12 protein-coding genes are annotated in these 13,550 nt (G+C 72.8%); 9 read left to right on the top strand and 3 right to left on the bottom strand.

Annotated features, from left to right (window positions below; translation table 11 throughout):
- Window positions 1-207: 207 nt before the first annotated feature.
- The 7 genes from FS793_RS08465 to treZ all read left to right on the top strand — a co-directional run bounded on the left by FS793_RS08465 (window position 208) and on the right by treZ (window position 9,104).
- On the top strand, window positions 208-867 hold the full coding sequence (locus tag FS793_RS08465; protein ID WP_144720063.1) for a pentapeptide repeat-containing protein: 660 nt from the start codon (window positions 208-210) through the stop codon (window positions 865-867).
- Between the two features lie 133 nt (window positions 868-1,000).
- The gene (locus FS793_RS08460) at window positions 1,001-1,447 is read left to right on the top strand and encodes a DoxX family protein (protein ID WP_144720062.1); all 447 of its coding nucleotides are present in this window, start codon (window positions 1,001-1,003) and stop codon (window positions 1,445-1,447) included.
- A 68-nt stretch (window positions 1,448-1,515) separates the two neighbouring features.
- Complete coding sequence (locus tag FS793_RS08455; RefSeq protein ID WP_144720061.1) at window positions 1,516-1,998, top strand: YbaK/EbsC family protein; 483 nt, start codon at window positions 1,516-1,518, stop codon at window positions 1,996-1,998.
- A 104-nt stretch (window positions 1,999-2,102) separates the two neighbouring features.
- A complete protein-coding gene (gene glgX / locus FS793_RS08450; protein ID WP_144720060.1) occupies window positions 2,103-4,364 on the top strand; it encodes a glycogen debranching protein GlgX in 2,262 nt (753 codons plus the stop codon).
- Window positions 4,364-6,685: a malto-oligosyltrehalose synthase gene (treY, locus tag FS793_RS08445; protein WP_144720059.1), complete on the top strand. Its 2,322-nt coding sequence runs from the start codon at window positions 4,364-4,366 to the stop codon at window positions 6,683-6,685. The genes glgX and treY overlap by 1 nt, the downstream gene beginning before the upstream one ends.
- 76 nt (window positions 6,686-6,761) lie before the next feature.
- On the top strand, window positions 6,762-7,250 hold the full coding sequence (locus FS793_RS08440; RefSeq protein WP_144720058.1) for a hypothetical protein: 489 nt from the start codon (window positions 6,762-6,764) through the stop codon (window positions 7,248-7,250).
- A 72-nt stretch (window positions 7,251-7,322) separates the two neighbouring features.
- Window positions 7,323-9,104 (top strand): malto-oligosyltrehalose trehalohydrolase, encoded by a 1,782-nt coding sequence (treZ, locus tag FS793_RS08435; RefSeq protein WP_144720057.1) that lies wholly within the window; start codon window positions 7,323-7,325, stop codon window positions 9,102-9,104.
- Window positions 9,105-9,111: 7 nt separating this feature from the next.
- Here the strand turns inward: treZ and FS793_RS08430 are convergent, their stop codons facing one another.
- From FS793_RS08430 to FS793_RS08420, 3 genes are all read right to left on the bottom strand, one after another.
- Window positions 9,112-9,510 carry a VOC family protein gene (locus tag FS793_RS08430; protein ID WP_144720056.1) on the bottom strand — a complete coding sequence of 133 codons (399 nt, stop codon included), beginning with the start codon at window positions 9,508-9,510 and terminating at the stop codon, window positions 9,112-9,114.
- A 62-nt stretch (window positions 9,511-9,572) separates the two neighbouring features.
- On the bottom strand, window positions 9,573-10,925 hold the full coding sequence (locus FS793_RS08425) for a hypothetical protein (RefSeq protein WP_144720055.1): 1,353 nt from the start codon (window positions 10,923-10,925) through the stop codon (window positions 9,573-9,575).
- A 108-nt stretch (window positions 10,926-11,033) separates the two neighbouring features.
- Entirely contained in the window at window positions 11,034-12,011 is a 978-nt protein-coding gene (locus tag FS793_RS08420; RefSeq protein ID WP_144720054.1) for a GlxA family transcriptional regulator, read from the bottom strand.
- A gap of 94 nt (window positions 12,012-12,105) precedes the next feature.
- Here FS793_RS08420 and FS793_RS08415 point away from each other — a divergent pair, with 94 nt between their 5' ends.
- Window positions 12,106-12,387, top strand: coding sequence for a hypothetical protein (locus FS793_RS08415; protein ID WP_144720053.1), 282 nt, complete (start codon window positions 12,106-12,108; stop codon window positions 12,385-12,387).
- Window positions 12,388-12,446: 59 nt separating this feature from the next.
- The gene (locus tag FS793_RS08410) at window positions 12,447-13,433 is read left to right on the top strand and encodes an EamA family transporter (RefSeq protein WP_144720052.1); all 987 of its coding nucleotides are present in this window, start codon (window positions 12,447-12,449) and stop codon (window positions 13,431-13,433) included.
- The last annotated feature ends 117 nt before the right edge of the window (window positions 13,434-13,550 follow it).

Raw genomic sequence — 13,550 nt, 5'->3', positions numbered from 1 at the left:
GCACGCGTCACGAGACCACGCGACGGCCGCTCCTGGTCGCGCCGGGCGGGCATCTCACGTGGTCTCGTGACGGCTCCTCGCCTACGGCTCGGGGCCTCCTCGACCAGCTGCTGGCGCGGATCCGTGCTCCCGGCGCATGCCACCCGCGGCATCGCGCCCGCATGCCACCATGGGCCGCGCGCGATCGACGCGCACGAGGGGATGCGGATGCCGACCGATCGACTGCAGGCGCCCACCGAGCCGCGGGTCGTGCTGCCGCCGCTCGACGACGCGAGCCCCCACGCCCTTCACGATGCTGCGGTGCTCGACCGCGTGCACGTCGTCGACGTCGACTCGGCCGGTGCCGACCTGGCCGAGCTCGCCCTGTCGGAGTGCCACGTCGAGCGCTGGCAGGCGAGCGGAGCGGTGCTGCGGCACGCGCACCTCGTCGAGTCGCGTCTCGAGCGGCTCGACGCGGCCCAGCTCGACGCCGGGCGCAGCGTCTGGCGCGACGTCGAGGTGGTCGCGAGCCGCATCGGGTCGATCGACCTGTCGGATGCGAGCATCCGCTCGGTCGCGTTCGTCGGCTGCAAGCTCGGCCACGTGAACCTGCGGGCGGCGCGCGCTCGCGACCTCACCTTCCGCGACTGCACGATCGACACGCTCGACGTCGGCGACGCCGAGCTCGACCGCGCCGCATTCCCCGGCTCCACGGTCCACACGCTCGAGCTGCCGCGCGCCACGCTGCGGCACGTCGACCTGCGCGGCCTCGAGCCGCGCGTCGTGACGCCCGTCGAGTCGCTCGCGGGCGCCGTGATCGACGACGTGCAGCTGTCGCTGCTCGCCCCAGCGTTCGCGGCGCACCTGGGCATCGGCGTCGTCGGCTGACGAAGGACCGCTCCTCGGAGGGCCCCCCGGGTCGCACGCACGGATCGGCGGATGCCCGACCGCGCATAGCCGCGACAGAGGGGCGATCGGAAGACTGCCGACCGTCCCCTCCCGCGACCCGAAGGGCTCCCCCATGCGTCCGCTCTCCGCATCCACTCCGCTCGCCGCCGACGTCTCGCTGCTCCTGCTCCGCCTCGTCGTGGGCGGCGTCATGGTCGCGCACGGCGCGCAGAAGCTCTTCGACCAGGGGCTCGAGGCGACCGTCGGCGGCTTCGCGGGCATGGGCGTGCCGCTGCCGGAGGTGCTGGCGCCGTTCGTCATCGGCGTCGAGCTGCTCGGCGGCGTGCTCATCGTGCTCGGCGCCGCGCTGCCGATCGTGGGCGTGCTCGTGGCGGTCGACATGCTGGTGGCCGCCCTGCTGGTGCACGCGCCGTTCGGCGTCTTCGCGGGCGACGGCGGCTGGGAGCTCGTCGCAGCGCTCGGCGCCGGCGCGCTCGCGCTCGCGGTCGTGGGCGGTGGCCGCCTCGGCATCGACGGCGCGCTGTCGGGTCGCTCGCGCCGCCGCGTCGCGGCCGCCTGACTGCTCGGGTCGGGGCGCTCCTCGACCAGCTGGTGGGAGGCGCACCCGCGTCCTGGTGGGGAGGCAGGATGGATGCCGTGACCATCCCCACCAAGGCCCTCGCACTCCAGCAGCAGCTCCGCGACCTCGGCGTCGAGCGCGACATCGTGCACTTCCCCGGCGGCGTGCACACGGCGAAGGCGGCGGCGGATGCGCTGGGCATCGAGGTGGGGCAGATCGCGAACTCGCTGATCTTCTGGATGGCCGATGCGCCGCTGCTCGTGATGACGAGCGGTCGTCACCGCGTCGACACCGACGCGCTCGCGACCGCGCTCGGCGAAGGCGCCATCCAGCGCGCGACGCCCGAGCAGGTGCGCGCGGCGACGAGCCAGGTGATCGGCGGCGTCGCCCCGATCGGGCATCCGGCGCCCGTGCGCACGATCGTCGACGAGGCGCTGGCGGACTACGACCGCATCTCGGCGGCGGCGGGTACCCCGGACACGGTCTTCCTGCTGACGTTCGACGAGCTCGTGCACATCACGGGCGGCACGGTCATGCCCGTCGGCGACTGATCCGCGACGACCGTCGGGAGGCGTCACCCGTCGCGCGCTAGGGCGCTGCGCCCCGACGCGCAAGTCCAGCGATCGCACCGCCGCGCACACGTAGTGTCGACGAGGTGAGCACAGCACCCGAGGTCTGGCCCGGCACCGCCTATCCGCTGGGGGCCACGTACGACGGCAACGGCACCAACTTCGCCCTCTTCACCGAGGTCGCGGAGCGCGTGGAGCTGTGCCTGTTCGACGACGATGGCACCGAGACGAAGGTCGACCTCGTCGAGGTCGACGCGTACGTCTGGCACGGCTACCTGCCGAACGTGCAGCCCGGTCAGCGGTACGGCTACCGCGTGCACGGCGCGTACGACCCCGCGCAGGGGCAGCGGGCGAACCCGTCGAAGCTGCTGCTCGACCCGTACGCCAAGGCGACGAGCGGCGACATCGACTGGGGCCAGCCGCTGTTCTCGTACGAGTTCGGCGACCCCGAGACGCGCAACGACGACGACTCCGCCGCGTTCATGACGAAGTCCGTCGTCATCAGCCCGTTCTTCGACTGGTCCGGCGACCGCGCGCCGAAGACGCCGTACAACGAGTCCGTCATCTACGAGGCGCACGTCAAGGGCCTCACGCAGCTGCACCCCGACGTGCCCGAGGCGCAGCGCGGCACGTACGCCGCCGTCGCGCATCCGAGCCTCATCGCGCACTACAAGAAGCTCGGCATCACCGCCGTCGAGCTCATGCCCGTGCACCAGTTCGTGCACGACTCCACGCTCGAGGAGAAGGGCCTGCGCAACTACTGGGGCTACAACACCCTCGCGTTCTTCGCGCCGCATGCCGACTACGCCGCATCCGGCACGCTCGGCCAGCAGGTGCAGGAGTTCAAGGGCATGGTGAAGGCGCTGCACGCCGAGGGCATCGAGGTGATCCTCGACGTGGTCTACAACCACACCGCCGAGGGCAACCACATGGGCCCGACGCTCAGCATGCGCGGCATCGACAACGCGGCCTACTACCGCCTCGTCGAGGGCGACCTGCAGCACTACATGGACTACACGGGCACCGGCAACACGCTCAACGTGCGCACGCCGCACGCCCTGCAGCTCATCATGGACTCGCTGCGGTACTGGGCCACCGAGATGCACGTCGACGGCTTCCGCTTCGACCTCGCCTCGGCGCTCGCGCGCGAGTTCTTCGACGTCGACCGCCTGTCGACGTTCTTCGAGCTCGTGCAGCAGGACCCGGTGATCAGCCAGGTCAAGCTCATCGCCGAGCCGTGGGACGTCGGCCCCGGCGGCTACCAGGTGGGCAACTTCCCGCCGCAGTGGACGGAGTGGAACGGCAAGTACCGCGACACCGTGCGCGACTTCTGGCGCGGCGAGCCCGGCGCGGTCGGCGACTTCGCGAGCCGTCTCGCGGGCTCGGCGGACCTCTACGAGGACTCGGGCCGCAGGCCGTTCGCATCCATCAACTTCGTCACGGCGCACGACGGCTTCACGATGCGCGACCTCGTCTCGTACAACGAGAAGCACAACGAGGCCAACGGCGAGGACTCGAACGACGGCGAGAGCCACAACCGCTCGTACAACTACGGCGTCGAGGGCCCGACCGACGACCCCTTCATCCTGTCGACGCGCGCCAGGCAGCAGCGCAACCTCATCGCCACCCTGCTGCTGAGCCAGGGCGTGCCGATGATCCTGCACGGCGACGAGCTGGGTCGCACGCAGCAGGGCAACAACAACACGTACGCGCAGGACTCCGAGCTGTCGTGGATCGACTGGGAGTCGGCCGACCACCCGCTCGTCGAGTTCACGGCCGCCGTCGCACGACTGCGCCACGAGCACCCGACGTTCCACCGCAAGCGCTTCTTCACGGGCTCGACGGTGCGCACGGGCGACGGGGAGCGCCTCAACGACATCGTCTGGCTCTCGCCGGGCGGCCAGCCGATGGAGTCGGACGACTGGCAGTCGCCGGACGACAAGACCATCGGCATGTACCTCAACGGCCACGGCATCGCCGGGCGCGGCATGCGCGGCGAGCGCATCGAGGACGACCACTTCCTGCTCTACTGCAACGCCTCCGACCAGGACGTCGAGGTCACCCTGCCGTCCGAGGAGTACTCGGCCCGCTGGGCGGTCGCGATCGACACGGGTGGCGAGGTCGGCGCGCAGCCGCTCGCGCCCGGCGCGGCCGCGACGATCATGGCGCGCAGCCTCGTGCTGCTGCAGGAGGCGCACCCGCCGGCCGAGAGCGAGGACTCGTCGGTCGCCGCCTCGATCGCGAGCCTGTCGCAGTCGGTGCCGGCGCCCGAGCCCGACGTCACGACGGGCGTCATCCCCATCGGTCAGAGCCACCGCCCCGTGTCGTCCGACGACGAGGAGCAGTGATGCGCGCGCCGTCGAGCACGTACCGACTGCAGATCACCGCCGAGCAGACGCTGTTCGACGCGGCGGCGCGACTCGAGGCGCTGCACGACCTCGGCGTCGACTGGGTGTACCTCTCGCCGATCCTCGCCGCCGAGCCCGGGTCGAGCCACGGCTACGACGTCGTCGCTCACGACCGCGTCGATGCGTCGCGCGGCGGCCCCGAGGGGCTCGCGGCGCTGTCGGCCGAAGCGCGACGCCTCGGCATGGGCGTGCTCGTGGACATCGTGCCGAACCACGTGGGCGTCGCGACGCCCGAGCAGAACGCGTGGTGGTGGGACGTGCTGCAGCACGGACGCGAGTCGGCGTACGCGGATGCGTTCGACGTCGACTGGACGCAGCACGACGGCCGCATCCTGCTGCCGATCGTCGGCGACGACGACCTCGGCGACGACGGCCGCATCGCGAACCTCACGATCGACGGCGACGTGCTGCGCTACTGGGACACGGCGCTGCCGATCGCGCCGGGCACGGGGCCGCGGCACGATGCCACGACGGCCGACGACGCCAACGCCGTGCTCGCCCGCCAGCACTACCTGCTCGGGCACTGGCAGCGCGGCGACGACGAGCTCGCCTATCGCCGCTTCTTCGCCGTCACGACCCTCGCCGCCATCCGCGTCGAGGATCGTGCGGTCTTCGACGCGTCGCACGTCGAGATCCGCCGCTGGTTCGACGAGGGGCTCGTCGACGGCCTGCGCGTCGACCATCCCGACGGCCTGCGCGATCCCGAGGGCTACCTCCGCGACCTCGCCGACCTCACGGACGGCGCGTACGTGCTCGTCGAGAAGATCCTCGAGCCCGGCGAGGAGCTGCCCGCCTGGCCCACCGCCGGCACGACGGGCTACGACGCGCTCGCGCTCGTCGACCGCGTGCTCACCGACCCCACGGCCGAGCAGGCGCTCGATGCGATCGACGCCCGCCTGCGCGGACTGCCGATCGACTGGCATGCGCTCATCCATCAGACGAAGCGCGGCATCGCCGACACGATCCTGCACGCCGAGGTGCTGCGCCTCGAGCGCGAGGTGCGCGCTGCGCACGACGACGCCCCCGAGGACACGGCGGATGCGATCGCCGAGCTGCTCGCGTGCTTCCCCGTGTACCGCTCGTACCTGCCGCAGGGTGCCGAGCACCTGCAGCACGCCGCCGACCAGTCGGCGCACTGGCGACCCGACCTCACCGAGACGGTCGCGTGGCTGCTGCCGATCCTGCTCGACCCGTCGGAGGAGGCCGCGCGCCGCTTCCAGCAGACGAGCGGCATGGTCATGGCGAAGGGCGTCGAGGACACGGCCTTCTACCGCTACGGCCGTCTGACGTCGCTCAACGAGGTCGGCGGCGACCCGTCGGTGTTCGCGACGGCGCCCATCGACTTCCACGCCGCGATGGCGCGCCGCCAGGGGCAGTGGCCGCACGCCATGACGACGCTGTCGACGCACGACACGAAGCGCGGCGAGGACGTGCGCGCCCGCATCTCGACGATCGCCGAGGTGCCGCACGAGTGGGATGCGCTGCTCGAGCGCATGCTCGCGCACGCGCCGCTGCGCGACCGCGCGTTCTCGAACCTGCTGCTGCAGGCCGTCGTCGGCGCGTGGCCCGCGAGCCGCGACCGCCTGCACGCGTACGCCGAGAAGGCGGCGCGCGAGGCGGACGCCCGCACGCACTGGACCGACCCCGACGAGTCGTACGAGGATGCGCTGTCGTCGTTCGTCGACGCGTGCCTCGAGGGTGAGGGACGGGCGGCGATCGAGGCGTTCGTCGACTCGGTCGACGCCGGCTGGCGGTCGAACGTGCTCTCGGCGAAGCTGCTCGCGCTCGCGATGCCGGGCGTGCCCGACGTCTACCAGGGCTCCGAGGTGCGCGAGCTGTCGCTCGTCGACCCCGACAACCGTCGCGCGATCGACTGGGTCGAGGCCGATGCGCTGCGTGCGCGTGCCGCGACGGAGCCTGCGCACGTCGACGACCTCGAGCACGCGAAGGTGCGCCTCGTGCGCGAGACGCTGCGACTGCGTCGCGACCGGGGCGAGCTGTGGGCCTCGTACGCGCAGGTCATGGCACGCGGCGAGGCGTCCGACCATGCGCTCGCGTTCGACCGCGGCGGCGCGATCGCCGTCGTCACGCGACTGCCGCTGGGCCTCGAGCGCCGCGGCGGCTGGGGCGAGACCCTGCTGCCGGTGCCCGAGGGGCGATGGGTCGAGCTGCTCTCGGGTCGTGCGTTCGACGGCGGATCCGTGCGGCTCGCCGACCTGCTGCGCGACCTGCCCGTGGCGCTGCTGGCGCCCGCCGACTGATCCGGTCGCCGGACGTCGCACGGGGCTCGCACCGCGGGTCCAGCCTCGTCCGGCGCCCCGGAGGTAGCGTCGCGGCATGACGATGCCGCAGGAGCCCGTACACCGCGACGAGGCCGTGTCGGAGCCGTTCGGGCTCGCCGCGCAGCTCGGGCCGCCGTCGGCACGACGATACGTCTCGAAGCCGGCCGCCGTGCAGTGGGGCCTCGGCATCCTCTGGGTCGGTGTCGTGCTCACCGTCGTGCTCGCGTTCCTCGCGATGCTGCTGCTCGCCGGCGCCAGCGCCGGCGCGGGCGCGGCGGGCGATGGCGCCGTGATGGGCATCGCCGTCACCTTCCTCGTCGTCGGTCTCGCGATCGTCGTGGTGCAGGCCGTCCTGCTGGTCTTCGCGGGCAAGGGGCGCGGCTGGGCGCGGATGGCGCTCGCCGTCGTGTGCGTCGCGAGCCTCGTCGTCGGCCTCGTCTCGAACGGCTCCATCAACGTCGGCGCCGTGCTCACGATCGTCGCCATCGTGCTGCTCTTCCTGCCCGCGTCGAACGAGTGGTACGACGCGCAGGGCCGCGCCTGATCGCCACGCTCGGCGCCTAGCACGTCGACCTGCGCCCTGTCGCCACGTCGGCGCGTGCGACAGGGTGGAGGCATGGCCGACCACGAGTACCGAGTCTGGGCACCGCGCGCGACCCGCATGCGCCTCGTCACCGAGGGCGCATCCGTCGAGATGGAGGATGCCGGCGGCGGCTGGTGGCGCCAGTCGGGGCCGGCGGGGGAGTACGGCTTCCAGATCGGCGACGACGATGCCGTGCGCCCCGATCCGCGATCACGCAGGCAGCCGCGGGGCGTGCACGACCGGTCGCAGACGTTCGACCCGACCGAGCACGAGTGGCAGGACGCCGACTGGACCGGCCGTCGCCTGGCGGGCGGCGTCGTCTACGAGCTGCACGTCGGCACGTTCACGCCCGAGGGCACGTTCGACGCCGCCGCCTCGAGGCTCGAGCACCTCGCATCCCTCGGCGTCACGCACGTCGAGCTGCTGCCGGTCAACGCGTTCAACGGCACGCGCAACTGGGGCTACGACGGCGTGCTCTGGTACGCCGTGCAGGAGGAGTACGGCGGCCCTGCCGGCTACCAGCGCTTCGTCGACGCCTGCCATCGGGCCGGCCTCGCCGTCATCCAGGACGTCGTCTACAACCACCTCGGGCCCAGCGGCAACTACCTGCCGCTGTACGGGCCGTACCTCGGCGACGAGCGCAACACGTGGGGCGAGGTCGTGCAGGTGCGCGAGCCCGAGGTGCGGCGCTACATCGTCGAGAACGCCCTCTACTGGCTGCGCGAGATGCACGTGGATGCGCTGCGCCTCGACGCGGTGCACGCGCTCGTCGACGACCCGGACGACCACATCCTCGAGGCGCTCACGGTCGCCGTCGCGTCGGAGTCGGCGCACCAGGGGCGCCCGCTGACGCTCATCGCCGAGTCCGATCTCAACGACCCGCGCCTCGTCACGCCGCGCGAGGGCGGTGGCTACGGCCTCGACGCGCAGTGGAGCGACGACTACCACCACGCGATCCACGTCGCGCTCACGCGCGAGACCAGCGGCTACTACGGCGACTTCGAGCCGCTCGGCGCGCTGGGCAAGGCGCTCGAGCGCGGCTTCTTCCACGACGGCACCATGTCGACGTTCCGCGGGCGCGAGCACGGTCATCCGATCGACGTCGAGCGGATGCCGTCGTGGCGGCTCGTCGTGAGCGCGCAGAACCACGACCAGATCGGCAACCGCGCCGTCGGCGATCGCATCGTCGACGTGCTCGACGACTCGCAGCTGCTCGTCGCCGCGATGCTGCTGTACGCGGGCCCGTTCACGCCGATGCTGTTCCAAGGCGAGGAGTGGGCGGCGTCGAGCCCGTTCCAGTTCTTCACGTCGCATCCCGAGGAGGAGCTCGGGCGCCTGACCGCCGAGGGCCGCATCGCCGAGTTCGCGGCGATGGGGTGGGATGCCGAGGTCGTGCCCGACCCGCAGGATCCCGAGACGTTCCGCCGCTCGGTGCTGCGGTGGGAGGAGCTCGGCTCGGGCCGCCATGCGGTCGTGCTCGAGGGCTATCGGCGACTCGCGGCGCTGCGACGCGACTGGGCTGCGCTCACGGATCCGTCGCTCCACGCGAACCGCGTCGTCGTCGACGAGGAGGCGCGCACGCTGCGCCTCACGCGCGGCGGCTCGCTGCGCGTCGCGGGATCGTCGGATGCCGAGGCAGCACCGGGCACGGGTCCGGTCGACGTGCTCGTGAACGTCGGCGACGCCGTCTGGGAGGCGCCGGTGCCGCTCGGCGCGACGCTGCTGTTCGGCACGTCGTCGTCGGTCGCGCTCGACGATGCCGCCGTGCACCTGCCCCCGGGCAGCGGCGCGATCGTGGCGCTGCCGATCGGCTGACGCCGACTCAGCCGTCGTGCTGCGCGGCCCAGTGCGGGCTGCGCATGAGGCCGAGCACGTTGCCGAACGGGTCGACGATCGACGCCGTCACGAAGCCGCCGCCGCGGTCGATGAGCGGCTCGAAGACCGCAGCGCCGCGCTCGACGAGCGCGGCGAGCGAGGCGGCGACGTCGTCGACGTGCAGCGACACCACGGCGCCGCCCGGGCTCGCGAGCGCCGGCCGGTAGGCGCTCGACATGAGGGCGAGCTCGTCGTCGTCGTCGCCGAAGCGCCACTCGGCGTACTCGACGGGGCCGTCCTCCGGCCGTACGAAGTACGGCTCGGCGCCGAGCACGTCCGCGTACCACGCGACGGCGGCGGGCATGTCCTCGGCGACGAGGTTGAGGTTCGCGAGTCCTCGCAGCATGGCGTCTCCTTCGTCCTGGGTCGAGCATGCGCTCGCGGATGGGCTCGTGTCGAGGGCGTGCGTCAGCCGAGGCGGTAGCCCGCGAGCCCCGAGGTGGTCGCGACGGCCCAGACGTCGCCGACGGGGATGCCGACGACCGCGAGCACGTCGGGATCGAGCTCGGGGTCGGTCAGCAGCGCCCCGCCCGGCCCGCACCATTCGGCCATCTCGTCCATCGGGATCGAGAGTCCGCCGTCGGTCCAGGCGACGCTGCCGTCGACGCCCTGCGAGCAGGGCAGCGGCGCATCGGCCGCGACCGTCCGCTGCAGACCCGTGGATGCGTCGAGCACGACGGGCGCGCCCGACGCGTCGGGCACGAGCGCGCTCGACTCGCCGAACCATGACCAGGCGCCGTCGCCGTTCTCGATCGCGACGGCCGCATCCGAGTAGTCCACGCGCCACGTCTCCGCTCCGGTCGCGGCGTCGATGCCGAGGATCGCGACGCCCGTGTACGTCGCCCCGGCGCCCGTGCGGGCTCCGGCGAGCTCGCAGAGGATGAGCACCCCGCCGTCTCCGCCGAGCGCGCACGGGTATGCGCCCTCGACCCTCCAGCGCACGGCCCCCGATGCCACGTCGAGCGCGACGGTGTCGACCGACTCGAGCTGCAGCGTCGACGACCACCAGGCGGGCCCGGACGTCACGAGCAGGCTGGCGCCGGCGCGAACCGCCTCGAGGGCGCCATTCGAGTACACGTGATCGAACGCATCCGCCCAGGGCCTCGACCAGCGGATCTGCCCGTCGACGACGAGGTCGATCGTCTGCGTCGACTGGTCGGTGTAGAGGCCGAGGTCCGTCGCGAAGACCGTGCCCTGGTTGGGGATCGGCAGCACGTCGACCCCGTGGCCGGGCCGCAGCCGCAGGAACTCCGCCGTCGTCTCGGAGCCATCCGGCACCGAGAAGCAGAGGCTGGCCGACGGCTCGTCGGGACCGCAGGACCATGCGTGGTAGACGCCGGCCCACGTGGTCGCCGAGCCGTCGGCGGACGACGTCGACCACGCCTGCTCCTCGCCGGTCGCGACGTCGCGCACCGACCACCGCACGTCGTCGCCGTCGGCGACGAGCACCGGCACGACGAGGCGCCCCGAGCCGTCGTCCATCGGTTCGAGGTCGACCACGGCGCCGTTGGACGTCGGCACGCTCGGCACGCGCCATGACTCCGTGCCGGCGGCGCCATCCCAGGCGACGACGTCGAGGGAGTCGGGTCCCGCCGTCGTGTAGGCCAGCAGCGTGCCCGACTCCTCGACCGGCGTCGTCACGAGTCGATCGTCGACGCTCCAGACCTCGACGGTGGAGGCGAGCTGGGGCGGCGGGATGACGCACCCGGTGAGCACCATGGCGAGCGCGACGATGACGGCGGCGGACGAGCGGCGATGCATGTCCTCGAGTGCAGCACGCCGCGCTGGACGTGGCGTGCGCGGGGCCTGGCCGGAGTCGGGACGTGCGGTGCGCGGTCGGTGGGCCGCGGGGCTCCGGCGCGCGGTGCGTCAGGCGACGGGTGCGAGCTCCCCGCGGGTCACCTGGAAGCGCTGCCGGTAGGCGCTCGGCGTGGTCGACAGGTGCTGCTGGAAGTGATGCCGCATGAGGGCGGCCGTGCCGAACCCCGCCTCGGCGGCCACGGCATCCAGGGTCAGGTCCGTCGCCTCGAGCAGCTGCTGCGCGCGGCGCACGCGGTGGCTCGCGAGCCAGGCCGCCGGCGTGGTGCCGAGCTCGTCCTTGAAGCGCCGCGCGAAGGTGCGCTCGCTCATGTGCGCGCGAGCGGCGAGCGTGGCGATGGAGTGGTCGAGCTCGAGGTTCGCCGACACCCAGGCGACGAGCGGTGCCAGCGTCTCGGCGTGCCGCTCGGCGACGGGGCCGGTGGCGTACTGGCTCTGCCCGCCGTCGCGCTGCGGCGGCATGACCATGCCGCGCGCGATCGTCGACGCCGACTGCGCGCCGATCGCGACGGTCACGAGGTGCAGCGCCGCGTCGATCGCGCCGGCGGTGCCCGCGCTCGTGATGACGCGGCCGTGCTGCACGTACAGCGCGTCGCAGGCGACGTCGACGGCCGGGAACTCGTCCTGCATGCGGTCGGCATGGCGCCAGTGGGTCGTGGCGCGGCCGCCGTCGAGCAGCCCGGCGCGCGCCAGCACGAAGGCACCGGTGCAGAGGGACAGGATCCACGCCCCGCGGGCGTGCGCGCGGCGGATGGCGTCCAGCACCTCGGTGCCGCACGTGTCGCGGGCGCAGTCGCGGAAGGCGGGCACGACCACGATGTCTGCCTCGTCGACGAACGCGAGGTCGTGGGGCACGTCGAGCGAGAAGCCGCCCTGATAGTCGACGGCGACCCTGCCGGGCACGGGCGCGACGACGCGGAAGTCGAAGCGGGGCACGCCGTACGCCGAGCGGTCGTCGCCGAACACCTCGCAGGCGACGCCGAGCTCGAACGGGTTGACGAGATCGTCGACGATGCACGCGACCTTCATGCTGGCTCCTCGCTGCGACCGATGGCGGGATCTTGATGGATGCTGGCGATCATGCCACTGGTGGCGGGATCTTGCAAGGTGTCGAATTGCTGCCATGAACGCCTTCCTGATCCTGATCATCGCCCTCGGCATCGCCGCCGTGGTCGCCGTCGTGTGGGACGTGCGCACCGACGGCTACCGCGCTCACCCCGTCGACCCCGAGCTGCGCCAGCGGCTCCTCGACCGCGACGAGGTGCAGCGCATCCTCGACGACGCCCGTGACGCCGCGGCGGCCGCGCACACCCCCGCGGTGCCGCCCGAGCTCGCGGCCTGGCGCGAGGCACCGCACGTCGCCAGCCACCGCCCCCGCATCCGAGCCCACCGCGTCGCCCGCTGACGCCACGACGACAGCAGTGGCCCGCCGCGAGCGGGCCACTGCTGCGTGAGGATGGACGCATGCCTCCCCGTCACGTCGCCCTCGCGCTGCTCGTGGTGCTGCTGTGGGGCTCGAACTTCGTCGTGATCGACGTCGGCCTCGAGGAGCTGCCGCCGTTCCTGCTGCTCGCGCTGCGCTTCGTGCTCGTGCTCGTGCCCGCGATCTTCCTGGTGCCGAAGCCCGACCTCCCGTGGTGCACGATCCTCGGCGTGGGCGCGACGATGTCGCTCGGCCAGTTCGCGCTGCTCTACCTCGGCCTCTCGCTCGGCATGCCGCCGGGCCTCGCATCCCTCGTGCTGCAGGTGCAGGTGGTCGTGACCATCGCCGTCTCCGCGCTCGTGCTCGGCGAGCGGCCGCGGCGCATGCAGCTCGTCGGCATCGGCATCGCCGTCGCGGGCGTCGCGATCGTGGCGCTCGGCCGCTCGGGCGACGTGCCCCTCGTCGCCCTGCTGCTCGTGCTCGCATCGGCCGCGACCTGGGCGACGGGCAACGTCATCACGCGCAAGGCCGGCGCCGCGAGCGGTCTCGGCCTCACCGTGTGGTCGGCGCTCGTCGTGCCCGTGCCGATGGCGGCGCTCTCGTTCGTCGTCGACGGCCCCGAGCGGATCGTGGACGCGCTGACGCACGTGAGCCCGCTCGGCATCGGCTCGGTCGTGTACACGGCAGTGCTCGCGAGCCTCGTCGGCTACGGCATCTGGAACTCGCTGCTCGCACGGCATCCCGCATCCGACGTCGTGCCGTTCGCGATGCTCGTGCCCGTCATCGGCATCGCCACGAGCGTGGCGCTGCGCGGCGAGCGGCCGTCGGTGGCCGAGCTCGTCGGCGGCGGGGTGCTGCTCGTGGGCATCGCGGTCGCGAACGGCGTCGCGTCGCGCATCGGCGACCTCGCGCGCGGCCGTCGCCGCGGACCGCAGCCGGAGACGGCGCCCATCACGATCGCGTCGGTCGTCGAGGATCCGCCCGCCGAGCGCGACGTCGACCCCGCCGCCCGTCCCGGCACCGCCTGAGCGGCCCTGTCGTTCGCGTCTCGCAGGCGATCACGGGGCCAGGGGGCATCTTCCCTCCGCCACCGCCGATCGCCTGCGAAACGCGATCGGCATGCGCGAGCGGAGCGGCGGCGCGGC

This window comes from Agrococcus jejuensis (assembly GCF_007679035.1).
Classification (GTDB): Bacteria; Actinomycetota; Actinomycetes; order Actinomycetales; family Microbacteriaceae; genus Agrococcus; species Agrococcus jejuensis_A.
The sequence above is the reverse complement of the archived record's forward strand: the minus strand, read 5'-3'. Positions and strand labels throughout refer to the sequence as shown.